The 22,787-nt window shown below is 62.5% G+C and carries 25 protein-coding genes; 11 read left to right on the top strand and 14 right to left on the bottom strand.

Annotated features, from left to right (window positions below):
• Positions 1-6: 6 nt before the first annotated feature.
• Positions 7-711 carry a DUF2268 domain-containing putative Zn-dependent protease gene (locus AC244_RS25050; protein ID WP_053251535.1) on the bottom strand — a complete coding sequence of 235 codons (705 nt, stop codon included), beginning with the start codon at positions 709-711 and terminating at the stop codon, positions 7-9.
• A 221-nt stretch (positions 712-932) separates the two neighbouring features.
• Here AC244_RS25050 and AC244_RS25045 point away from each other — a divergent pair, with 221 nt between their 5' ends.
• From AC244_RS25045 to AC244_RS25030, 4 genes are all read left to right on the top strand, one after another.
• Positions 933-1,745, top strand: a complete 813-nt coding sequence (locus tag AC244_RS25045; protein WP_053251534.1) for an AraC family transcriptional regulator — start codon at positions 933-935, stop codon at positions 1,743-1,745.
• Positions 1,746-1,927: 182 nt separating this feature from the next.
• Entirely contained in the window at positions 1,928-2,830 is a 903-nt protein-coding gene (locus AC244_RS25040) for a DMT family transporter (protein WP_053251533.1), read from the top strand.
• 35 nt (positions 2,831-2,865) lie between these two features.
• Positions 2,866-3,594: a B3/4 domain-containing protein gene (locus AC244_RS25035; protein WP_053251532.1), complete on the top strand. Its 729-nt coding sequence runs from the start codon at positions 2,866-2,868 to the stop codon at positions 3,592-3,594.
• A gap of 154 nt (positions 3,595-3,748) precedes the next feature.
• Complete coding sequence (locus AC244_RS25030; RefSeq protein WP_053251531.1) at positions 3,749-4,117, top strand: hypothetical protein; 369 nt, start codon at positions 3,749-3,751, stop codon at positions 4,115-4,117.
• Between the two features lie 48 nt (positions 4,118-4,165).
• On the opposite strand, the gene AC244_RS25025 is transcribed toward AC244_RS25030, so the two are convergent.
• Positions 4,166-5,749: a peptide chain release factor 3 gene (locus tag AC244_RS25025; RefSeq protein ID WP_053251530.1), complete on the bottom strand. Its 1,584-nt coding sequence runs from the start codon at positions 5,747-5,749 to the stop codon at positions 4,166-4,168.
• A gap of 96 nt (positions 5,750-5,845) precedes the next feature.
• Here AC244_RS25025 and dut point away from each other — a divergent pair, with 96 nt between their 5' ends.
• Positions 5,846-6,313, top strand: a complete 468-nt coding sequence (gene dut / locus AC244_RS25020; protein WP_152976092.1) for a dUTP diphosphatase — start codon at positions 5,846-5,848, stop codon at positions 6,311-6,313.
• Positions 6,314-6,377: 64 nt separating this feature from the next.
• On the opposite strand, the gene AC244_RS25015 is transcribed toward dut, so the two are convergent.
• Positions 6,378-6,815, bottom strand: coding sequence for an Lrp/AsnC family transcriptional regulator (locus tag AC244_RS25015; protein ID WP_053251528.1), 438 nt, complete (start codon positions 6,813-6,815; stop codon positions 6,378-6,380).
• Between the two features lie 133 nt (positions 6,816-6,948).
• On the opposite strand from AC244_RS25015, the gene AC244_RS25010 reads away from it, so the two are divergent.
• Entirely contained in the window at positions 6,949-7,863 is a 915-nt protein-coding gene (locus AC244_RS25010; protein ID WP_053251527.1) for a DMT family transporter, read from the top strand.
• A complete protein-coding gene (locus AC244_RS25005; protein WP_053251526.1) occupies positions 7,860-8,165 on the top strand; it encodes an NIPSNAP family protein in 306 nt (101 codons plus the stop codon). The genes AC244_RS25010 and AC244_RS25005 overlap by 4 nt, the downstream gene beginning before the upstream one ends.
• Positions 8,166-8,253: 88 nt before the next feature.
• Here the strand turns inward: AC244_RS25005 and AC244_RS25000 are convergent, their stop codons facing one another.
• Complete coding sequence (locus AC244_RS25000) at positions 8,254-8,886, bottom strand: LysE family translocator (RefSeq protein WP_053251525.1); 633 nt, start codon at positions 8,884-8,886, stop codon at positions 8,254-8,256.
• Positions 8,887-9,103: 217 nt separating this feature from the next.
• On the opposite strand from AC244_RS25000, the gene AC244_RS24995 reads away from it, so the two are divergent.
• Both AC244_RS24995 and cysK read left to right on the top strand, forming a co-directional pair.
• Positions 9,104-9,721, top strand: coding sequence for a LysE family translocator (locus AC244_RS24995; protein ID WP_053251524.1), 618 nt, complete (start codon positions 9,104-9,106; stop codon positions 9,719-9,721).
• A 137-nt stretch (positions 9,722-9,858) separates the two neighbouring features.
• Positions 9,859-10,827: a cysteine synthase A gene (gene cysK / locus AC244_RS24990; RefSeq protein WP_053251523.1), complete on the top strand. Its 969-nt coding sequence runs from the start codon at positions 9,859-9,861 to the stop codon at positions 10,825-10,827.
• Positions 10,828-10,919: 92 nt separating this feature from the next.
• Here cysK and AC244_RS24985 read toward each other — a convergent pair whose 3' ends face one another.
• Positions 10,920-11,117 (bottom strand): SRPBCC domain-containing protein, encoded by a 198-nt coding sequence (locus tag AC244_RS24985; RefSeq protein ID WP_152976091.1) that lies wholly within the window; start codon positions 11,115-11,117, stop codon positions 10,920-10,922.
• Between the two features lie 131 nt (positions 11,118-11,248).
• Positions 11,249-12,781, bottom strand: coding sequence for a YifB family Mg chelatase-like AAA ATPase (locus AC244_RS24980; protein WP_053251521.1), 1,533 nt, complete (start codon positions 12,779-12,781; stop codon positions 11,249-11,251).
• A gap of 448 nt (positions 12,782-13,229) precedes the next feature.
• On the opposite strand from AC244_RS24980, the gene AC244_RS24975 reads away from it, so the two are divergent.
• The gene (locus AC244_RS24975; RefSeq protein WP_234717028.1) at positions 13,230-13,898 is read left to right on the top strand and encodes a TylF/MycF/NovP-related O-methyltransferase; all 669 of its coding nucleotides are present in this window, start codon (positions 13,230-13,232) and stop codon (positions 13,896-13,898) included.
• 62 nt (positions 13,899-13,960) lie between these two features.
• Positions 13,961-14,335, top strand: a complete 375-nt coding sequence (locus AC244_RS24970; protein ID WP_053251520.1) for a hypothetical protein — start codon at positions 13,961-13,963, stop codon at positions 14,333-14,335.
• Positions 14,336-14,555: 220 nt separating this feature from the next.
• Here AC244_RS24970 and gshB read toward each other — a convergent pair whose 3' ends face one another.
• From gshB to rsmI, 8 genes are all read right to left on the bottom strand, one after another.
• Positions 14,556-15,503 carry a glutathione synthase gene (gshB, locus tag AC244_RS24965; RefSeq protein ID WP_053251519.1) on the bottom strand — a complete coding sequence of 316 codons (948 nt, stop codon included), beginning with the start codon at positions 15,501-15,503 and terminating at the stop codon, positions 14,556-14,558.
• Between the two features lie 191 nt (positions 15,504-15,694).
• Positions 15,695-16,687 (bottom strand): endonuclease/exonuclease/phosphatase family protein, encoded by a 993-nt coding sequence (locus tag AC244_RS24960; protein WP_053251518.1) that lies wholly within the window; start codon positions 16,685-16,687, stop codon positions 15,695-15,697.
• Complete coding sequence (locus AC244_RS24955; RefSeq protein ID WP_053251517.1) at positions 16,684-17,799, bottom strand: sn-glycerol-3-phosphate import ATP-binding protein UgpC; 1,116 nt, start codon at positions 17,797-17,799, stop codon at positions 16,684-16,686. The genes AC244_RS24960 and AC244_RS24955 overlap by 4 nt, the downstream gene beginning before the upstream one ends.
• 63 nt (positions 17,800-17,862) lie before the next feature.
• Complete coding sequence (gene ugpE, locus AC244_RS24950) at positions 17,863-18,705, bottom strand: sn-glycerol-3-phosphate ABC transporter permease UgpE (protein WP_053251516.1); 843 nt, start codon at positions 18,703-18,705, stop codon at positions 17,863-17,865.
• A gap of 10 nt (positions 18,706-18,715) precedes the next feature.
• Entirely contained in the window at positions 18,716-19,711 is a 996-nt protein-coding gene (locus tag AC244_RS24945; RefSeq protein ID WP_152976090.1) for an ABC transporter permease subunit, read from the bottom strand.
• Between the two features lie 5 nt (positions 19,712-19,716).
• Positions 19,717-21,015, bottom strand: a complete 1,299-nt coding sequence (locus tag AC244_RS24940; RefSeq protein ID WP_053251515.1) for an extracellular solute-binding protein — start codon at positions 21,013-21,015, stop codon at positions 19,717-19,719.
• A gap of 265 nt (positions 21,016-21,280) precedes the next feature.
• A complete protein-coding gene (locus tag AC244_RS24935) occupies positions 21,281-21,649 on the bottom strand; it encodes a YraN family protein (RefSeq protein ID WP_053251514.1) in 369 nt (122 codons plus the stop codon).
• Entirely contained in the window at positions 21,639-22,568 is a 930-nt protein-coding gene (rsmI, locus tag AC244_RS24930) for a 16S rRNA (cytidine(1402)-2'-O)-methyltransferase (RefSeq protein ID WP_053251513.1), read from the bottom strand. The genes AC244_RS24935 and rsmI overlap by 11 nt, the downstream gene beginning before the upstream one ends.
• Between the last annotated feature and the right edge of the window lie 219 nt (positions 22,569-22,787).

Below are 22,787 nucleotides of genomic sequence, written 5' to 3'. Positions count from 1 at the left end.
ATTCCGTTAGGCTGCGGCCGTTATCCTGGCTTTCAGCTGCGCCCAGGCTTGGCCGATCACCTCGGGCGCCGGGGTTCCTGTCATCTGCGACGGGCGGGCATCGGGGTTCGCCGCCAGGTAGGCTTTGACCAGATGGTAGCCGATCGAATAGCCAGCCCAGCGCGGAAGCTGCTTGCCATGGCCGCTCCAACCGAAGAACCAGGCGCTGTGGTTATAAGCGTCAGCCCAGAGTTCCAGCTCGGCTTGCTCCATCACCACCAACCAATCCTCGGCAGCGATGGCATGGTTCCACGGATTGCCGTCGCCACCGTTGATCTCCGCGTCGAAGGCGTCTGCCAGACCCTCGGTGACCAAGACTTCTCCCAATCTGAAACCATAACCGCACGTCGCGTGGCGGAAGGAGTGGTGAAGTTCGTGCGTGAGCGTCCTTCGCAGTTCGCCCCTGGCGAGGCTGGTGCCGAAGTTGAGGTTATCCGGATCCAGCGTGACCGTCACGAGCCCACGGCGGTAGCAGGCCCCCGACAACCCAAGCTCAGGGATTGTTTCACCCGGCCGGCGCTCGACGATGACGTCGACGGGCATAGCTCCGTCGGCTGCGGAAACGCTGCCACCGACACGCTCGGCCGTCGACTGCACGTCGGCGAGAATTTGTTCACGCCACGGTGCAAGTGATCCATCGGCTTCGAGGAAGTGAACGCGCAGGTCCAGCATTCGGCAATTCTCCGGTCGTCATCGTCATTCGACGCCGGAATTTAAGCATGCGGCCACCGATTGCAACGCCGGAAGGGCGAAAGCACCGACCCATGCGAGCGCCCTTTGTCGCACCGACCTTGCGGATGTGGCAGACGGTTACAGGTCGAACCCCATGGCCGGAAAGCCGCGACCGTTGTAAGGACATCCGACGGGCCACCTGTGCCCGAACAGGCGAGGCAATGGCAAAGGGCCAGTTCACGATATTCCCCTGCCGCATTGGTGGCGTCGAGGCCGTCGAGGCCGCGTCGGGGCACGTCTTCGCACGCCACACGCATGAGCAATTCGGCATCGGCCTCATCGACCAGGGCGCCCAGAAATCGCTGAGCGGTCGCGGCATGGTCGAAGCAGGCGCCGGCGACATGATCACGGTCAACCCCGGCGAGGTCCATGACGGCGCGCCGATCGGCGATGCCGGACGGTCCTGGCGGATGCTCTATTTCGAGCCTTCCGTGATCGGCGATGCCATGGAGGATATCAGCCAGGGCAGGACGCGGATTGCCGAATTCACCGCCCCCGTCTTCCATGATGTGCGAACGTCGAAACACTTCCAGGCACTCTTCAACACGATCACCGCCGCCGATGGCAATCCGCCGGGGATGCTCGGCGAAGAGTGCGTCCTGACCTTGCTTGCCGACGTTATGCGTGCGCATGACGGGCAAAGGCATGGCGGGCACGTGCCGTCTGCGATGCGCAGAGCGCAATGCCTGATCGACGACGATCCGACAGCGGCCGTCACCCTGTCCGACCTTGCTCAGGCGGCAGGCCTCAGCCGGTTTCAGGTGGTGCGGGGTTTTTCGAGAAGCTTCGGGTTGACGCCGCATGCCTACCTCGTGCAACGCCGCATCGACCTTGCGCGACGGCTGATCGCGCGTGGCGTCCCGCTCGCAGAGGCGGCGGCGGAAGGCGGGTTTGCCGACCAGAGCCACATGACCCGGATTTTCGTGCGCAAGTACGGAATTTCGCCGGGCGCCTACGCCGAAGCCTTCCACTAACCTGAAAGCGCGTCGCGACCTCTCAGATTCGGTTGAAGCGCCTTAAGCTCTTGTTTTTGCGCGCATGTCGTTATCGCAAAACCGCTTCATACTTTTGCGCGACCTGCTTTGACGCCTGCAATTCCGTTCAAGACCGAAAGATCCGGATGAGGTCTCTTGCGCGCCAACGCAGGAGTGACCGCATGACGGAGAAAATTCAGGGATACCTCTATCTCTCACTGGCGATGATCATGGTCGGCAGCACGGTGATCGCCAGCAAATTGATCGCTTCCGGCCTGCCGCCCTTTACCGCAACCGCCTTGCGCTTCGCGGTCGCCTTTCCGCTGTTCGTCGCCTTGATGCGACTGACGCGAACGCCTTGGCCACGGCTGGAGCGGCGCGAATGGCTGATCCTGACGCTGCAGGCAGGCGCCGGCAGCGTCGGCTACACGGTGCTTCTGATTGCCGGGCTGCGCTTCAGTTCGGCGACGGATGCGGGCGTCGTCATCGGCACCCTTCCTGTGGTCTCCGCCGGCATCGCCATCCTGCTGCTCGGGGAACGGCCCAGCCGCTCGACCCTGATTGCGATTGGGCTGGCCGCAACAGGCGTTCTGACCATCGTGCTGCGGCCCGAGGACGGTGCGCCCCATTCGTCGCTCGGCATTGCGCTCGTCTTCGGCGCAGTGGTCTGCGAAGGGCTGTTCATCCTGATCAACAAGCGCATTCGAACGCCGATCGCACCTCTGGCCCTGTCCACCGTCATGGCCGGCATGGGCGTTGCGGTGGCCATCGTACCCGCCCTGTTCGAAGCCCCCTCCGTACACGGCGCCACAACGCATTCGCTTGCCGCTGTGCTTTATTATGCTCTGATCCCGACCGTTGCCGGCTTCATACTCTGGTACGCGGGCTCAGCCAGGGTGAGCGGAACGGAAGCCTCGGTCTTTACCGCTCTCGCGCCCGTCTCCGCCGTGCTGCTGGCATTCGTTCTTCTCGGCGAACCCGTCAGCATCAACCAACTCGCCGGAATCGGCTGCGTGCTTGTCGCCGTCCTCAGTCTTGCCGTGCCCCATTTCTGGTCCAAGACTGCCGGTCAACCGCAGATCTGACGCCGTCATCATCCCCTTCCATTTCGAGGCATCCCATGCATTTCCAGCATTCAGACATCATCTGGCGCGATTTTCCCGAGCTTGCGGCCGGCGCGCTCCATATCGAGCGCATCCGCAGCGATGTTTCGGTCGCCGACGCCGTGGACCGGTTTCAGGCCATTGCCAGGGATGTTCTCGCAGCGAACTCAGAGGGCGAGCTTGCGGGAATTCAGGCGTGGCGCCGGACCTTCACCCGGATGGGATTGAAGCCGACGCAGTACCGCTGCGCATCGGAAGCCTTGCTGCGCCGCTTCAGGAAAGAGGGCGACCTGCCGTCGATCCACCCGCTGATCGACCTTTGCAACGCGGTGTCGCTCGCCTTTGCCATCCCCATCGCCGTCTTCGACCTTTCCCGCATCTCCGGCGATCTCGAAGTAACCCGCGCGGGCGGACACGAGGTCTACACGACCTTCTCCGGTGAAACGGAACACCCCGAACCTGACGAGGTGATCTTTCGCGACGCGGAGGGACGCGCCCATGCGCGGCGCTGGACAAACCGGCAAAGCGGACATTCGGCGATCCGCGCGCAGACCACTTCGGCGCTCATCGTCGCGGAGGCGCTGCATGAAACCGCCGCGGCGGATGTGGCCGAGCTCGTTGCGGCATTGGAGGAAGCCATCGGCGCGACCTGGCATATTCGCCCGACGTCGGCGCTGCTCAGCCGATCGGCGCCGCGCTTTGCCTTTGCCGCACATGAAGATGTCGCTCGCACCGAAAGTCTTTGACGCAGGAGCAAGCGGTCATACTATCGCAGCCTCCCGGCAGCTTGCAGCGCCCACGTCAACAAGGGCGCGATGCTGCCGTTCTTTAAATTTGCCGCATAGTTCCGCCTTTAAATCGACCGGGATTTGAGGATCATGCAGCGAGCAAGAGGTAGCGATGACAGAAGGCACCCGATCGAAACTCGGCCTGGCGCGGCGAATGCTGTTCGACAATGGCGGCCTCGAGGAGATCTTTCGCCATGTGCGCAACCTGGTGGTGGCGACCGTTGTGATTGCCGCGGGCATGCATGCGATCGAGAATGGCCGCAGCCTGGAGATCAAGGGGCTGCCGAACACTGCCTTGGCGGGTTACATCGTCACCGCGATCGGCATCGCCCTGTTCCTGCTCAATCTGGTTGACGGTCTGCACAGGCTGTCGAAGGTGCGGCGGCATCTGGCGCTGCAGATCCTGCTTTTGGCGATCTATGCCTTCGTAACCCTCAGGGTGACGCAGCTGGTGCTGGCTTTGCGCATGTCGACCCTCTGAACGGCCAACGGTCAGCCGGCGCGCGCCGCCGGCTGATATCATCATCGCTCACGCCGCCTTGGCGACGTGGTATTCCTTGATTGCGACCATCTTGATCGCCGGATAACGTTCTGCCTCGTAGCGCAGCGAGAAGCTGTCCTGCGCCAGGAAGACCGGGTCGCCGTCGAGATCGCGGGCAATATCGCCGCGCCGGGCGGTGACGAACTTGTCAAGGTCAGCAGCCTGGTCGGCGGAGATCCAGCGGCAGACGGAAAAGCGCGACATTTCGAAGGAAACCGGCAGGCCATATTCGCCCTGCAGGCGCTCCTTCAGAACGTCGAGCTGCAGCGCGCCGACGACGCCGACGATCGCCGGCGAGCCGTCTTCCGGCGAGAAGAGCTGGACGACGCCCTCTTCGGCCATCTGCTGCAGCGCTTCCTTGAGCTTCTTGGCCTTCATCGCATCTTCCAGACGCACGCGGCGCAGAATTTCCGGCGAGAAGTTCGGCACGCCCTGGAAGACAAGATGTTCGCCTTCCGTCAGCGTGTCGCCGATGCGCAAGGTGCCGTGGTTGGGGATGCCGACGACGTCACCGGCATAGGCCGTGTCGGCCAGCTGGCGTTGCGAGGCGAAGAAGAACTGCGGCGCGCTCAAACCCAGTTGCTTGCCGGTGCGCGCCAACCGCGCCTTCATGCCGCGCTCCAGCTTGCCGGAGCAGACGCGCGCAAAGGCGATGCGGTCGCGGTGGTTCGGGTCCATGTTCGCCTGGATCTTGAAGACGAAGGCCGTCATCTTGTCGTCGGTCGCATGCACCGTCCTGCTGTCGGCAACCTGGTCGCGCGGCGGCGGAGCGATCTCGCCGAGCGCGTTGATCAGGTCGCGCACACCGTAGTTGCGCAGGGCCGAGCCGAAGAAGACCGGCGTCAGGTGACCTTCGAGGAAGGCTTTCTTGTCGAACGGCTTGCAGGCCTCGATCGCCAGCGACGTTTCCTCGATGAAGGCGTCGCGCTCGTTTTCCGGCAGGCGGTGGGCCGCCATCTCAGGGTCGCTGACCTTGGTCAGCACTTCCTGCGTGTCGGACCCGCGCACGGTGTTGTCGGCGAGATGGTAGGAACCGCAGAAGGTCTTCGAACGGCCGATCGGCCATGTCACCGGCGCGCAGTCGAGCGCCAGCTTTTCCTCGACCTCATCAAGGATCTCGAAGGGATCGCGGCTCTCGCGGTCCATCTTGTTGATGAAGGTGATGATGGGGATGTCGCGCATGCGGCAAACTTCGAACAGCTTCAGCGTCCGCGGCTCGATACCCTTTGCCGCATCGATGACCATGACCGCGGCATCGACCGCCGTCAGCGTGCGGTAGGTATCGTCAGCGAAGTCTTCGTGGCCGGGCGTGTCGAGAATGTTGAAGACGTTGCCGCCATATTCGAAGGTCATCACCGAGGTGACGACCGAGATACCGCGCTCGCGCTCGATCTTCATCCAGTCCGAACGGGTCTGGATGCGATCCTTCTTGGCCTTGACTTCGCCGGCGAGCTGGATGGCGCCGCCGAACAGCAGCAGCTTTTCGGTGAGCGTGGTCTTACCCGCGTCCGGGTGGGCGATGATCGCAAATGTGCGGCGGCGGGAGACCGCCTCGGCGAGACTTTCAGCCATACTGTAGATTCCTGTGAGTTGCGGCGTCTTTACAGGCTCGGCCCTCATTATGCAATTGACCGGCGCAGTGAGCGCCCGGCTTATGAATGGATGACCATGCACACGCCCCAGACAAAACCCGCCTTGACCCTCATTCGGCTGCCGCATGCCGAGGCATTGGAGCTACCTGCCTATGAGACCGAGGGCGCCGCCGGCATGGACCTGCGCGCCGCCGTTACGGCCGGCGAGCCGATGACGCTTGCGCCGGGAAAACGGGCACTGGTTCCGACCGGCTTCATCTTCGAGATTCCGGCCGGTTACGAGGCACAGATCCGCCCGCGTTCGGGCCTTGCCTTCAAGCATGGCATCACCTGCCTCAACACCCCGGGCACGATCGACAGTGATTATCGCGGCGAAGTAAAGGTTCTGCTGATCAATCTCGGCGATGAGGATTTCGTCATCGAACGCGACATGCGCATCGCGCAGATGGTGATCGCGCCGGTGACCCAGGTGAGCGTCCGCGAGGCCGACAGCGCCAGCGAGACCACACGCGGCGCCGGCGGCTTCGGCTCCACCGGCGTCTAAAGCATTTCCAGGAAAAGTGCGAAGCGGTTTTCCGTCAGGGAATGCATGACTTCGAAAAGTTCGATCAGATAAGCGGCGGCAGACGCCGCTTGACCGGCGTTGACTTGACGATCGACGTGTTGGTCTGCGCTTTTTCGGCGATACGGTCGAGCAGCGTGTCCAGCTCCCCCATGTCGCGCACGAACAGCTTGGCGATGAAGCAGTCATCGCCAGTGACCTTGTCGCATTCGACGATTTCGGGCGTCTCCTGAATCAATTTCTCAACGATATGCAGCATGCCCGGCATCGGCCGCACGCGAACGATCGCCTGCAGGGGATAGCCGAGCTTCACCGGATTGATGGCGATGGTGAAACCGTCGAGGACGCCGCGTTCTTCAAGCTTGCGCAGGCGGTCGGCAGCGCTTGGCGACGAGAGGCCCGCCTCCTGCGCCAGTTCCTTCAGCGAGACGCGCGCATTTGCCGCCAGAATATCCAGAATGCGGCGATCGACTTCATCGAGCATCGGCAACCTCAAAAGCCAAAATATCGAAATTATCTTCGATGATTAGGAATAATAGTCGAAATGCCTGCGATCTTCCATATAAACCGTCGTGGACGCCGATTAATCTTGGGCCATCAACCGAGGAGCGATCACCATGGGCGCAGACATTAAACGAGGCAGTGCGGAGATGACGGCAGCCATGCTGATATCGGGCACGATCGGCTGGTTCGTGCTGATGTCCGGCCAGCCGGTGACGAGCGTCGTCTTCTGGCGCTGCGTGTTCGGCGCGGCGACGCTGATCGCGATCGCGGCGATGCTTGGTCTGCTCGACCGCCGCCATTTCACCCGGCGGGTCGTGCTTCTGTCGATCGCCGGCGGTATCGCCATCGTCGTCAACTGGTTGCTGCTGTTCGCGGCCTATTCGCATGCCTCAATCTCGATCGCGACGATGGTCTACAACACCCAGCCGTTCATGCTGCTGGGGCTCGGCGCGCTGTTTCTCGGCGAAAAGATCACCGCGACCAAGGTCTTCTGGCTTTCGATCTCCTTTGCCGGCATGCTGGCGATCATCTCGGCCAAGCCCGGCGGCGGCTTTGCGCCGGAGGATTACCTGATCGGCATCGCCCTTGCGATCGGCGCCGCCTTCTTCTACGCGATCGCGGCCCTGTTGACGAAGCTGCTCAAGGGAACGCCACCGCATCTGATCGCGCTGATCCAGGTCGTGACCGGCACGCTGATGCTGGCGCCGATGGCCCTTGCCGCCCCCGCCCCTTCCGGCGGCGAACAATGGTCGATCCTGATCGCCGTCGGCGTCATCCATACGGGCATCATGTATGTGCTGCTCTATGGCGCCATCCAGCGGTTGCCGACGCACATGACCGGGGCGCTTTCCTTCATCTACCCGATCGCCGCCATCGTCGTCGACCGGCTGGCCTTCGGCCATGCGCTGCAGCCGATCCAGATCTTCGGATCGATCGCCATCCTTATCGCCGCCGCCGGCATGAATCTCGGCTGGAAACTTCGGCTGCCCTCCCCTATCAAGCGGAGACGCGAAGGGAGAACCGCATGATCACCTGCTATCTGAAATACGTCATCGATCCTTACAAGCTGGCCGAGTTCGAACATTACGCCAAGCTCTGGATTCCGCTGGTCAACCGGCTCGGCGGCACGCATCACGGCTATTTCATGCCGCACGAGGGCGCAAACAACATCGCGTTGGCGCTCTTCACCTTCCCGAGCCTGGCCGAATACGAGATCTATCGCGGGAAAATGGCCAAGGACCCGGAATGCCTGGAGGCCTTCGCCTTTGCCGAAAAGACGCGCTGCATCGTCAGCTACGAGCGCAGCTTCATGCGGCCGGTGCTCGAATAGGACCACCGGGCCGCGCGACACGGCAAAGTGGCGCGCGGCAGCCACCATCGACAGCGGCTTGTCTGAAGCCTGATAGAGGCATGCTCCCTTACCTACGCGCTTCGGCGGCCATGCTGAGGGCGAAGCCGAACAGTGCCGTGCCCATGGCCCAGCGCTGCACCACCATGAACAAGGGGCGCCCGGCCAGGAAGGCGGCGATCGAGCTTGCCGCCAGCGCGATCATCGCATTGACCGACACACTGGTGGCGATCTGGATCGAGCCGAAGATCATCGACTGCGCCAGCACGTTGCCCGCCTCCGGGCGGATGAACTGCGGCAGCAGCGAGAGATAGAGCACGGCGACCTTGGGGTTCAAGAGGCTCGTCAGGAAGCCCATCAGGAACAGCTTGCGCGGGCCGTCCTTCGGCAGGTTCTTGACCTGGAAGGGCGAGCGCCCGCCGGGTCTGACCGCCTGCCAGGCGAGATAGACGAGATAGCCGGCACCGGCCAGGCGCAAAGCGTCATAGGCAAAAGGCACGGCAAACAGCAGCGCTGTGATACCGAGGGCCGCCGAGACCATGTAGACGACGAAACCGAGCGCGACGCCGCCGAGCGAGATCAGCCCCGCAGCCGGCCCCTGGCTGATCGACCGGGAGATCAGGTAGATCATGTTCGGCCCAGGCGTCAGCACCATGCCGAGGGCAATGAGGGCAAAGCCGATGAGGTGTTGTATCTCGGGCATGACGCGCGCCTTTGTTGCGGATTTCCTACAGCGCCGCGCGTCTTATCAGACGCGCAAAGGTTGCTGCCGTAGAGCTCTACGCATCTGCCGAATCCGGGCAACGCCGGACTTGTCACCCGATCAATTTTGTCGCGAAATTGCCGCTCGCGTGCCGATCCGGATTTCCATTTTCGACGCTCTGCGCTAAGAAACGGCGTCGCCACCGGGAGGAACGATCATGACGCTTGCAGCCCTGCTTGCCTATAGCGGCGCTCTCTTCATCGCAGCCATCATTCCCGGTCCCGGCGTCACCGCCCTCGTCGCGCGGGCGCTCGGCTCAGGCTTTCGCGAGACGTTCTTCATGGGGCTCGGCCTGATCCTCGGCGACATGGTTTACCTGACTGCCGTGGTGCTCGGCCTGGCGCTGATCGCCCAGACCTTCACCACCGTTTTCCTGATCGTCAAGTTCGCGGGCGTGCTCTACCTCGGCTACATCGCCTGGAAGCTCTGGACGGCTGGCCTCCTGCCGCAGGATATCAAGGCGAAGACGTCGGCAAACGCGTCGATGTCGTTTCTTTCGGGCCTGCTGGTCACGCTCGGCAATCCCAAGACGATGCTGTTTTACGTGGCGCTCGTGCCGACGCTGATCGACATTGCGGTGATCGGGCCGCGCGAATACGGACTGTTGCTGATGGCCACATTCCTCGTACTGCTGACCGTGCTTCTGCCCTATATCTTGCTTGCCGCGCGGGCGCGCACGCTGCTCAAACAGCCGAAGGCGTTGCAGGCGCTGAACCGCGTCGCCGCGGGCGTTCTCGCCGGTACCGCCGCCTATATCGCCACCCGCGCCGCCTGAAAAAACATTCCCCGGACAGCGCTTCCGCCGGTGTTTTTTCCTCCGGCGGATCGTCGCGTCGCGTTTACCGTTCTGGAATAGAACGGGCATTGTCCCTATTGTCACAACCAAACGGTTCAAATCCAAGGGAGAAACCCATGTCTGACACGCGCAAGCCCGGCCGCGGCCGCGTCTATTCCTCGATCACGGAAACGATCGGCGACACTCCCATCGTGCGGCTGGACAAGCTTGCCAAGGAGAAGGGCGTCAAGGCCAACCTTCTCGCCAAGCTCGAATTCTTCAACCCGATCGCCTCGGTCAAGGATCGTATCGGCGTTGCCATGATCGAAGCCCTGGAAGCGCAGGGCAAGATCGTACCCGGCCGCACGACGCTGGTCGAGCCGACCTCGGGCAACACGGGCATTGCGCTTGCCTTCGTCGCCGCTGCCAAGGGCTACAAGCTGATCCTCACCATGCCGGAAACCATGTCGGTCGAGCGCCGCAAGATGCTGGCGTTGCTCGGCGCCGAGCTGGTGCTGACCGAAGGCGCCAAGGGCATGAAGGGCGCCATCGCCAAGGCACAGGAACTGGTCGAGACCCTGCCGGACGCGATCATCCCGCAGCAGTTCGAAAACCCGGCAAATCCGGAAATCCATCGCAAGACGACGGCCGAGGAAATCTGGAACGACACCGACGGCAGCGTCGACATTCTCGTCTCGGGCATCGGCACCGGCGGCACCATCACCGGCGCCGGCCAGGTACTGAAGGCACGCAAGCCGTCGATCAAGGTGATCGCGGTCGAGCCGGAGGAATCGCCGGTGCTTTCGGGCGGAAACCCCGGCCCGCACAAGATCCAGGGCATCGGCGCCGGCTTCGCGCCCGCGATCCTCGACACCGGCATCTACGACGAGGTCGTGACCGTCAACAGCGGCGAAGCTGTCGAGATCGCGCAGCTGGTTGCCAGGCTCGAAGGCGTGCCGGTCGGTATCTCCTCGGGTGCTGCGCTAGCCGCTGCCATCGAGATCGGCCAACGCCCGGAAAACGCCGGCAAGAACATCGTCGTCATCATCCCGTCCTTTGCCGAACGGTATCTTTCGACGGTGCTGTTCGAAGGCCTCGGCGGCTAATCAACCTGCTGTCTCTTACGATCGGAAAGGGCGCGCCGCGGGCGCCCTTTTTTAACCTGTGCATCGATCAGCAGTCTCGCTTCAGGGTTCCCTTACTCAGTGAAGCTCGCAAGGTTGGCGAGCGTCGAGCGCAGGCCCGCGTCGTGATCTTCTTTGGAAATCCCTTCGGGCACGTTTTCGCAGGTCACGCTGACACGCGTTCCGTCCGGCATCGGGTCCAGCGCCCAGATGGGACGCATCGTTCCGGCAAGGGCCGGATCGTCGGATTGGAACTCCGTTTCCTGGACCACGCGCCGATCCGCCTCGAGAAAAGGTGCCCCCGCTAAGCACGTTGGCAAGATGAAGCGCGGAATGTCATTGAAATTGAGCACGATACCAGCGTTCCAGAGAAACATCGCATTCGCGAGGGAGCAGACGAGCGCTACGCCGCCGCCTGCAGGCGTTCGCCGGCGATGCGGTAGGAGATCGCTTCGGCGAGATGCAGCCGACCGACGGTTGCGGCTCCGTCGAGATCGGCGAGCGTGCGCGCAACCTTCAGGACGCGGTGATAGCCGCGCGCTGAAAACTTCAGCTTCTCCGCGGCGTCCCGCAGCAATTGCAGCCCCGAAGCGTCGGGCTCGGCGATCCGCTCGATCATCGCCGTCGAGCAGCGGGCGTTGCTGGATGGCTCGCGACTGCCGAGCGCCATAAAACGATCGATCTGCAATTCGCGGGCGCGGGCGACACGTCTTGCCACCGCCGCACTTGCCTCTGCCGCCATCGGCCGGATCAGGTCGGCGGCGCTGACCGCCGGCACGTCGATGCGCAGATCGATCCGGTCCATCAACGGGCCGGAGATGCGGGCCTGGTAATCGGTCAGGCAGCGCGGGCCACGGGCGCAGGTGCGGCCGGGCTCGCCCGCCATGCCGCAGCGGCAGGGATTCATGGCCGCCACCAGCTGGATGGCCGCGGGATAACTGACCCGGTGATTGGCACGGGCGATGATGCATTCGGCCGTTTCGAGCGGCTGGCGCAGCGCATCGAGCACCTGCGGCGCGAACTCCGGAAACTCGTCGAGAAACAGCACGCCGTTGTGGGCAAGCGATGCCTCGCCGGGTCTTGCCCGCATGCCGCCGCCAATCATCGCCGCCATGGTGGCGGAATGATGCGGGGTGCGGAATGGGCGCCGGTCGGACAGCTTGCCGCCCGGCAGTTGCCCGGCAATCGAGTGGATCATTGAAACTTCGAGCAGTTCGGCCGGCGTCAGCGGCGGCAGGATCGATGGCAGGCGCGCCGCCAGCATCGATTTGCCCGAGCCTGGCGGGCCGACCATCAGCAGATTGTGGTTGCCGGCGGCCGCGACTTCGAGCGCCCGCTTGGCGCTTTCCTGCCCCTTGATATCGGCAAGGTCAGGCAGATCGGCAGCACCGGCACGAATGGCGGGTTCCGGCCGGGAGAGAACCTGCGTCCCTCTGAAATGATTGGCAATGGCGATCAGGCTGCGGGGTGCGAGAATATCGATCTCGGCGCCGGCCCAGGCCGCCTCCGGACCACTTTCGGCCGGACAGATCAGCCCCTTTCCAACCGCATTGGCGCCTATCGCCGCCGGCAGCGCGCCGGCGACAGCCGCGACCGCGCCGTCGAGATTGAGCTCGCCGATCACGACATAACCGTTCAGCGCATCGCCGGGAATGGCGCCGAGTGCGGCCATCAAACCGAGGGCGATCGCCAGATCGAAATGGCTGCCTTCCTTCGGCAGGTCCGCGGGCGCAAGATTGACCGTGACTTTCTTGGCCGGCAGCGCCAGGCCTGAGGCATGAAGGGCTGCCTGCACCCGCTCGCGGCTCTCGGCGACGGCCTTGTCAGGCAGGCCGACGATCTGCATGCCGACCCGTCCGGGCGCGACCATGACCTGAACATCGACCGGAACACCCTCTATCCCCTGGAATGCAACCGTACTGACACGCGCAACCATGACCGCCTCTTCGACCAGGGCGGCCCGCCACGCCGCCGCAACCCCTCTCGGTTGCAGCGAAAAATCTTGCACGGATCACGCACAAAAACAAGAACAATAATAGAACATAGCAACACCACGCCGCGCACGCGCCTCATCAGTTAAATCGGCTGATCGTGCCAATTCTTCATTCTTCCATCATTAGACGTGCTGAAACGTAGAGATGGCCCAGCGGCCATGGGCGCGGTAGCCGTCGGTCTCGACGCGTATCGACCGCTTGCGCTCAACTTGGATCCAAGTGGCCACGGTCGGGTTGCCGAAGCTCTTAGACCGACTATTTTATCCTCAAGTTTTCTAAACGAATCAGGGATTGATGATGGTTGGCATCCGCGAACTGAAAAAGCGCACTCGATACTTTCTACATGGGGACAAAACGCTGCCTGGGTATGCCGCTGACGGCTTCAGGACGATGAACAAGAACACGTCGTTCATGGACGAGCCGCGGTTTGCAGCAGCATGGGCCTTTGCCGAGGAAGGCAACCGGGAGGCCTGGAGGAAGCGCGGCCGCGTTCCCGATGTCCGCTGGCGCGCGCACACGTGCTGTTGGGCAGCATCGCGGGCGCTTCGCCTGGAAGGCGACTTCGTGGAGTTCGGAGTGAATGCCGGTCTTCTATCAATGACGGTATGCCGGTATCTCGGCTTTGAAGCGCTGGATCGCAAATTCTGGCTGTTCGACACTTTCGGCGGCATCCCGCATGGGCACATGACGGACGTGGAGCGCCGGCTGGCAACGGAGCGAAACACCGGCATCTACGAGAATGTTTTTGAGATCGCGAAGCACAACTTTGCATCTTTCCCCAATGCACATCTCGTTCGCGGCATGCTGCCCGATACCCTCGAAGGCGTGCCGCTCGCAAAAATTGCCTATCTTTCGATCGACCTAAACGTCGCTCAGTACGAGAGGGATTGCATCGAGCGGGTGTGGGACAATCTCGTACCGGGCGCAACAATCATTCTCGATGACTATGCCTTCCGCGGCAGCGAGGAACAAAACGCCATGTGGAACGACTTCGCGAGGAAAAACGGCCAGACGATTCTGACGCTGCCGACCGGCCAAGGGGTGATTATCGTCCAGTGAACCGTTTTGCTGCCGTTCATGATTCCGTCGGTACAATGCTCGGGCAGTCAAAGGAGAGCTCTATGATCAGGATCATCAAGACATGTGCGATAGCCACCATGGCGTGCACCTTCGTTGTAGGAGCGGCAGCTTCCCAGGATTTGGATATTTATATCGGCGGCGGTGGCCCACGCTACCGTGATCAGCCACGCTACTATGACGAGCCCCGGTACTATGACGAAGACGACGGCTGGGGCGAGCAGCAATATCGCCGCCGTCCGCCGGAAGCATATCAGTGCACACCGCGGCAGGCGCTCAGCAAAGCCCAAAGATATCTCCGCAATCCGCGGGTCGGCCGGACGTCTCAGGACATCATCGAAATTCGCGGGATAGGCAGCCGCGGAGAACGGAATCGCGTCATCTTCGGCACCCGACGCGGATGCCCGCGCATAGGCTAACAAAGCAACGAATCTCAGTCCATGAAGAGCCCGTTTGGCTGGCCTTTTTGGAACGACATTGCTGGGTGCCTGTTTCCACAGAGCGTCTGCTCCAGCTCGGTGGTGGACGCCAGCCAATCAGCATCACGATCGGAATTGACCAGAGTGCGTCTGCGCGCTGGTAACATTTCGTGGCTACGGCGCCCGCGCGCCTGTCGTCTAACGCGTCCCGCCGCCCGCCTTAGGCGCGCTTGCGCTCGATCGCGTCCCAAAGCAGGCTGGCGACGTCGGCGCCGCCGAATTTCTTGACTTCGCGGATGCCGGTCGGCGACGTCACGTTGATCTCGGTCATGTAATCGCCGATGACATCGATGCCGACGAAGAGGAAGCCGCGTTCCTTCAGCGCCGGGGCGATGCGGGCGCAGATTTCCTTCTCGCGCGGCGTCAGTTCGGTCGGCTCGGGCCGGCCGCCGGCATGCATATTGGAGCGGGCGTCATGCTCGGCCGGCACGCGGTTGATGGCGCCGACCGGCTCGCCGTCGACGAGCAGGATGCGCTTGTCGCCCTTGCGCACCGCCGGCAAATATTCCTGCGCGATGAAGGGTTCGCGGAACATCTGGCCGAACATTTCGAGCAGCGACGACAGGTTGCGGTCGTCGCGCGTGGAGTGGAATACGCCGGCGCCGCCATTGCCGTAGAGCGGCTTCAGGATGATGTCGCCCATTTCCTCGCGGAAACGCGCGATCTCGGCGGCATCGCGGGTAATCAGGGTCTTCGGCATCAGATCAGCAAATTCGGTAACGAAGATCTTTTCCGGCGAGTTGCGCACCCAGGCCGGGTCGTTGACCACCAGCGTCTTCGGATGCAGGCGCTCGAGCAGATGCGTCGAGGTGATGTAGGCCATGTCGAAGGGCGGGTCCTGACGCAGCATGATCACGTCCATGGTCGCGAGATCCAGCCGTTCCGGATCGCCGAGCGTGAAGTGATCGCCCTTGACGTCGCGCAACGTCATCGGCTGCACCGTCGCGAACACCTTGCCATCGCGCAAGGACAGCTTCTCGGGCGTGTAGTGGAAGAGGCGATAGCCGCGTGTCTGCGCCTCGAGACTCATCGCGAAGGTGGAATCACCCGCGATGTTGATGCCCGAAACATGGTCCATCTGGACCCCGACATTGACGATTTTCGCCATCTTCCCGTCCCTGTTAGATCAGTTCACGATTTTAATACGTTCGAGCGGAATACGGGCGAAAAACCGCGCATACTTTTCCTCATCCCGCTCTGCTGCAGCGACATTTGCGCGTCTGATAAGACGCGCGGCGCTGTAGAAAAGCCCGCAACATGTAGAGTGCGCGCGCGCCTTAGGCAAGGAGAGGGGCAGGCCTATTCAAAACCCTCGACGACGCAGGTGACAAGATCGTGGTCCGAGAGCGGGCGGCCGTCCGCGTCGAGTGAGGGAATGATCCGACTTTCGCCGATCTTCAGCCCGCGCGACAGAAACCAGTCGAGCTTCATCGCCCGCTCCGGCCAGCGCGTGATCAGGCTCGGTCGGGTCGTCATCAGCAAGATCGGCCCACCATGGCGGGTGAAGCCGCGCGCGGCACTCATGGCAAACAGACCTTCGGCCTCGAAATCACCGCCGGCATGGTTGCCGGTGTTGAGATCGCCGCCGATCAGAACAGGGATGGCCGGGAAGGCTTCATCGAGCGCGTCGATGAGTTCCTTGACCTGGCGCTCACGATAGGGCGCCGTGGTGGCGCTTTCGAGATGGGTGGAAACGGCAACGATAGGGCCGGCTTCCGTCTCGATCACGGCACCGATGGCAAAACGCTCGCCGACGCGCGGCTGATCGCCACCGTCCATGAACCAGAGCCGCTCGCCCCAGAGGCGGATCATGAACGGCTGGCGGAGTGGCACTGCAGCCATCAATGCATTGCCGTGAAAACCCTTCGCGTTGAAGTCGTCCTTGCAGAATTCGAGCTCCGTATCGGAGCCGAGGCCGAGCTCGATGAACTCGACGCCATAGGCATATTGCATCTGGAGCGTGGTTGCGACCTCCGCAGTCGGGTGGCGCTGGCCGGTGCGGGCCATGCCGTTGTCCATCTCCGAAAGCAGCACGACCGGCGCGCCGGTTGCCGCCAGGTGCGCAGCACTTTCCGGCGCAAACAGGCAACGCTCCAGGTTCCAGGCGGCAACGGTAAACGGGAAGGCGAGCGGCGCGCTCGATGACGGCTCTCCACCGATCTCGATGCTGTTCATCTCGGGCAGCGCCGCCATCACGGCATCATGGGCTAAGATCGAACGTTCGATCGTCCTAAATCCGCCGCGGGTTTCCTGCGACGGCACGGTGAGGATGCTGACAGTCTCTTCGATCACAATGCCGGCTCCAGGCTGAGGGGGCGAGCGCTTTCGGCAGTATTGGTGAAAGACGCGCCGCGCTCCAGTCGCTTGCCGTTCTCGGTCGAGAAGAAATGCAGCCGGTCGGTCGCGATCGTCACGGCGAGATCGCCGGACAAGGGGATTTCAGGAGAAAGCGCCACCGTCAGTGCCTGATCTTCGATGGTGCCGTGGACGAGGCGCTGCGCCCCGAGCTCCTCGACATAGTCGACCTGGAACAGCATCGCGTCCTCGCCGACGCCGGCAAGCCGCAGATCCTCGGCCCGCAGACCGACGGTAACCGGCCCTTCGACCGGAGCACGCTCGCCAAGCTCGATCCTGTAGGTGCCGACATGCAGGCGCGAGCCTTCGATGCGGCCCTTGATCAGGTTCATCGCCGGCGAGCCGATGAAGCTGGCAACAAAGGTCGAAGCCGGGCGATGGTAGACATCGAGCGGGCGGCCGATCTGCTCGATCCGGCCCCCGTTCAGCACCACGAGCCGGTCAGCCAGCGTCATCGCCTCGAGCTGATCGTGGGTGACGTAGAGCGACGTCGTGCCGAGACGCTTCTGCAGCCGCTTGATCTCGCCGCGCATGGAGACGCGCAGCTTGGCATCGAGGTTGGACAACGGTTCGTCGAAGAGGAATGCGGCCGGCTTGCGCACGATGGCGCGGCCCATGGCCACGCGCTGCCGCTGGCCACCGGACAGCGCACGCGGCTTGCGATGAAGATAGGGCTCGATCTCCAGCATGCGCGCGGCTTCCGCCACGCGGGCGTCGATCTCGGCCTTCGGCGTCTTGCGGTTCTTCAGGCCGTAGGCGAGGTTCTGGTAGACCGTCATATGCGGATAGAGCGCATAGTTCTGGAAGACCATGGCGATATCGCGCTCGGCCGGATCGACCTCGTTGATGACGCGCGGACCGATCTTGACCGTGCCCTTCGAGATGCTTTCAAGGCCCGCGACCATGCGCAGGAGCGTGGACTTGCCGCAGCCGGACGGGCCGACCAGCACAATGAATTCGCCGTCTTCGATATCGATTGAGACGGACTTCACCGCCTCGACATTGCCGGTATAGATCTTCGAGACCTCGGCTATGGTGATGGCCGCCATGGCTGCCTCCGTTGGTAAATTGCGTTTGAGAGAGCGGCGAAGACGGTTTCGCCGCTCCGTAGTCTACTTGTCGCTTTCCGTCAGGCCCTTGATGAACCCGCGCTGGAAGATCACCACGATCAGGACCGGCGGCAGCATGGCGAGGATCGCGAGCGCAAAGGCCTCGTTGTAGTCGGGGATGTTCGAGCCGACCCAGACGAGCAGGATCTGCTTGATGCCGCGCACCAGCGTGAAGAAGCCTTCATCGGTGGTCATCAATGTCGGCCAGAGATACTGGTTCCAGCCATAGACGAACATGATGATGAAGATCGCCGCCATCATCGTGCGCGACAGCGGCACCAACACGTCGATGAAGAACTTGAACGGGCCGGCGCCATCGATGCGCGCCGCCTCGAGCAGCTCGTCCGGCACCGACTTGAAGAACTGCCGGAAATAGAAGGTGCCCGTTGCCGAGGCGAGCAGCGGCACGATCAGGCCGGTATAGGTGTTGGTCAGCTTCAGCGTGTTCATCACCTCGTAGGAGGGAAGAATGCGCACTTCGAGCGGCAAGAGCAGCGTCGTGAAGATGATCCAGAAGAAGAAGGTCGCGAGCCGGAAGCGGAAATAGACGATCGCATAGGCGGCCAGCATCGACAGGATGATCTTGCCGAGCGCGAAGCCGAGGCCGAGGATCATCGAGTTCATCATCATGTTGAGGCCGGTGATCTTGCCGGTGAAACCGCCCTTGCGGGTGAGCACGGTCTCGTAGGTCTCGACGAAATGGCCGCCCCAGGTGAGGCTGAGGCCGTTGCGATGGATATCCGCCGCCTCGTGCGTCGAGGTCATGAAGGCGACGACGACCGGCGCCACCATGATGAAGACGCCGATGAGCAGGATGACGTGGTCGAAAAACTTGGTGCGATACATCGGCCCCGCCTCAATTGTAGTGCACGCGCCGCTCGATGAAGCGGAACTGGAAAATGGTGAGCACGAAGACGATGAGCATCAGGATGACCGACTGGGCAGAGGAGCCGCCGAGGTCGTTGCCGCGGAAACCATCCATATAGACCTTGTAGACAAGGGTGATCGGATTGTTCGCCGCCTTGTCCTTCACCATCACGTCGATGACGCCGAAGGTGTCGAAGAGGGCATAGGTGACGTTGATGATCAGCAGGAAGAAGGCGGTCGGCGCGAGAAGCGGCAGGATCACCGTCCAGAAACGGCGGAAGCCGGAACGGCAATCCATTGCCGCCGCCTCGCGCACCGCCACCGGAATGCCCTGCAGGCCAGAGAGGAAAAAGATGAAATTGTAGGGGATCTGTTTCCAGACCGAGACGACGATCATCGAGAAAGCTGTGTCGAAATAGTTGAGGCCGACCTTGATGTCCCAGCCGAACCAGCGCGCAAGCTCGACGATCGGGCCGATGTGCTGGTCGAAGAACATCATGCCGATGAGGCCGGCAACCGGCGGCGCGATCGCGTAGACCCAGATGAGCAGCGTCTTGTACGTGGCGTTGCCACGGATGACGCCGTCCGCCTTGACGGCGAGCAGCAGGCCGATCGACAGCGCGAAGAAGGTGACGAGCGTGGTGAAGATCGCCGTGAAGCGCGCGATGCCCAGATACTCGCCGGACTTCAGCACGTCGGTGTAGTTCGTCATGCCGACGAAGGTCGAGCCGAAACCGAAGGGGTCTTCGAGATAGAAGGACGACTGGATCGCCTGGATCGACGGCCAGTAGAAGAACACGAAGATGATCGCCAGCTGCGGCGCCAGAAAGAGGTAAGGCAGGTAAGGCGAAGAGAATTGCACGCGCTTGGCCGCTTCTTCGCTGCCCTTCGCCTTGCCGCCAAACAGCCGGAGGGCGCCGAAGCGACGCCCGTCCGTTCCCGTCCCTCCCCGCGGCGCGGGGAGGAGTTCCGTTCCCGATGTCATCGAGATCAGCCGGCAGTCTTGGCGAAGCGGGCGAGCAGGTCGTTGCCTTCCTTCTCGATGGTGTCGAAGGCGTCCTTGACCGTCGTTTCACCGGAGAAGATGCGGCCGTATTCGCGCTCCATGATTTCGCGGATCTGCGGGTAGAAGCCGAGGCGGTAGCCCTTCGACCAGTCGCCGGCCGGCAGCATCAGCTGCTTGATGCCGACTTCTGCGACCGGCTTTTCCTTGTAGTAGCCGTCCTTCTGGGCGAGCTCATAGGCTGCCTTGGTGATGGCCACGTAACCGGTTGCCTTGTGGTAGAAGTACTGGATCTCAGGCGAGGTCAGGAACTGGAAGAAATCGGCGACGCACTTGTTTTCCTCGTCCGACTTGCCCGACATGGCAAACAGAGCCGCGCCGCCGATAAACGAGTTGGTGCCGGCACCCTCGATCGCATTCCAATAGGGCAAGAAGGTTGCCGAGAACGGCATCTGCGCCGTCTTCTGCAGACCACCGAACGAACCGGACGAACCGATCCAGAATGCGGCCTTGCCTTCTTCGAAGACCTTCTGGTTGTCGTTCCAGCCGGCGCCATAGAAGGCGAAGTAGCCTTCGTCCTTCCAGGCCTTGAGCTTGTCGAACATCATGACCAAGTTCGGGTCGGTGACCTTCAGCTTCGTGTCGGCAACGCTGTCATAGCCGTTATTGTTGGTCGCGAACTGGATGTTGTTGCGCGAGAAGAAGTTTTCCGTGAACTGCCAGGTGAGCTGCGACTGGACGAGCGGAATGTAACCGGCGGCCTTCAGCTTCGGGGCTGCAGCCTCGAACTCTTCCCAGGTCTTCGGTGCTTCGACGCCGGCCTTCTTCAGGGCTTCGTCGTTGATGTACATGATCGGGGCCGACGAGTTGAACGGCATGCCGACGAACTTGCCTTCGCTATCGGCGTAGAAATAACGCACGCCGTCGATGAAGGCGTTGCGGTCGAAGCTGTGGCCGGCCTTGATGATCAGGTCTTCGGCGGGAACGACGGCGCCCTTGGCATTGATGATGGTCGCTGCACCGGCGTCGAAGACCTGCAGGATGTTCGGCTGTTCGCCCGAGCGGAAGGCGGCGATGCCGGAAGCGAGCGCTTCCTCATAGGTGCCCTTCGAAACCGGGGTCAGGGCGCAGGCGCTCTGGGCTTCGTTGAACTTCTGCGAGATCTCGTTGATGACTTCGCCATTGCGGCCGGCCATGCCGTGCCACCAGGTAATATTGGTTGCGGCAAGCGACGAGGTTGCCGAAAATGCAAGGGTGATGGCGGTAAGTGAAATTTTCTTGAACATGACTGGTCCTCTCCACCGGGTTGCGGATGGCAGTGGACTAGTGACCTTCCATGACAGGCCGGTAACGCTTTTATGTCGGGATGATTACAAATATTCGAATATGAACAGCGCAGGATGCGGGCGGAAAACCGCGCACATTTTTCCTCATCCCGCTCCACTGCATAATTCCTTAAATCGGATCCGATTTAAGGATAAAATTATGCAGCCAGTCTAAAGCGGTACAGCGTCCTTTGCGCGTCATATTTGACGCGCGGCGCTGTAGTGGTCAAAACGCGTCGGCCAAGTGTCGCGGCCAGCCCCAGGGTGTCACGGTGATAATGTCGTAACGTACTGAAAGCCTGGCGAAATCGGGCTGGCGTCCGAGCCAGAGATCGCTGGCCGCACGGATGCGGCGTTGGGCCGTTGCGGTGACGGCGAAGACGCCGTCGTCGGCAGAACGGCGGGCCTTGACCTCGACGCAGGCGATGAGATCGCCCCGGCGTGCAATGATGTCGATTTCACCCAGCTTCGTGCGATAGCGCATCGCGACGATCCGGTAGCCCTTCAACATCAGGCAAAGTGCTGCGCGATACTCGGCGAACCTCCCGCGCCTCTCAGCCCTAAGCTTGCGCCGATCGGGGCCGTCAGTCGCCATGGCGGTCCTTGAGCTCGAGCAGGCGGTCGTAAAGTTCCTTGCGCGGAAGGCCCGTCTGCCGGGCGGCTTCGGTCGCCGCCTTGCCGGTCGACATATCGGCAATCAGCCGGGTCAGCAGCGCATCGACGTCGGCTGCTTCCGGCTCCGGAGGAGCGTCCGGCGGGCCGATGACCAGGACGATCTCGCCCTTGACCGCACCGGCGGCGTCATAGAACGCCTTGAGTTCGCCGAGCGTGCCGCGGCGGAATTCTTCAAAGGTCTTGGTCAGTTCGCGGCAGACCGCCGCCTTTCTGCTTTCGCCGAGCACCGCCGCGGCGGCCGCCACGGTGGCGGCGATCCGATGTGGCGATTCGAAGAAAAGCAGCGTCGAGGGCACCGTCGCCAGTTCCTGCAGCCGGTCGCGCTTGGCCTTGTCCTTGGTCGGCAGGAAGCCGGCAAAGAGAAAGGCGTCGTTTGGAAGGCCGGAGCCGACCAGGGCGGCAAGCGGGGCGGAGGCGCCGGGGATCGGCACGACGCGATAGCCGGCCTCGATCGCCAGCTGCGCCAGGCGGTAGCCGGGATCGGAGACGAGCGGCGTGCCGGCATCGGAGACGAGCGCCACCGACTTGCCCTCGCCAAGCGCCGCCAAAAGCCGCGGGCCGACCTCGTCGGCATTGTGCTCGTGGTAGGCATAGGGACGATTGACGATGCCGTAGCGGTCGAGCAGCACGCGGGTGACGCGCGTGTCCTCGCAGGCGAGCACGTCGGCGCCGGCAAGCGTTTCCAGAGCGCGCAGGGTAATGTCGCCGAGATTGCCGATCGGCGTCGCCACGAGATAGAGTGCGACGTCGAGCGGACGCGCGGGAATGCTGGCATTGTGCAGGCGGTAGCTGCGCTGCTTCTGCCCGTCCGTGGCGTCCGACGTCTTATGTTTTTCCAACTGCAGCTTCCTGATAGCGATGCCGGCGCACCGGTTTTAGCCTTTATGAGTGAGCCGACATGGCAGGGCAAGGGCGCCAAGCGGCCGGCCCGCGTGTCATCTGGGGACAGCTCCAGTCAAACCCCTTGCTTTTCAGGCGCTGTTTCTGCCATTTTGCCGGTCCACATCCTTCCGGTCGGTTGGCCGGGACACTCGCAGTTGACGCTGCGGCGGGAGCCT

This window comes from Ensifer adhaerens, from assembly GCF_001270265.1.
Classification (GTDB): domain Bacteria; phylum Pseudomonadota; class Alphaproteobacteria; order Rhizobiales; family Rhizobiaceae; genus Ensifer; species Ensifer adhaerens_B.
The sequence above is the reverse complement of the archived record's forward strand: the minus strand, read 5'-3'. Positions and strand labels throughout refer to the sequence as shown.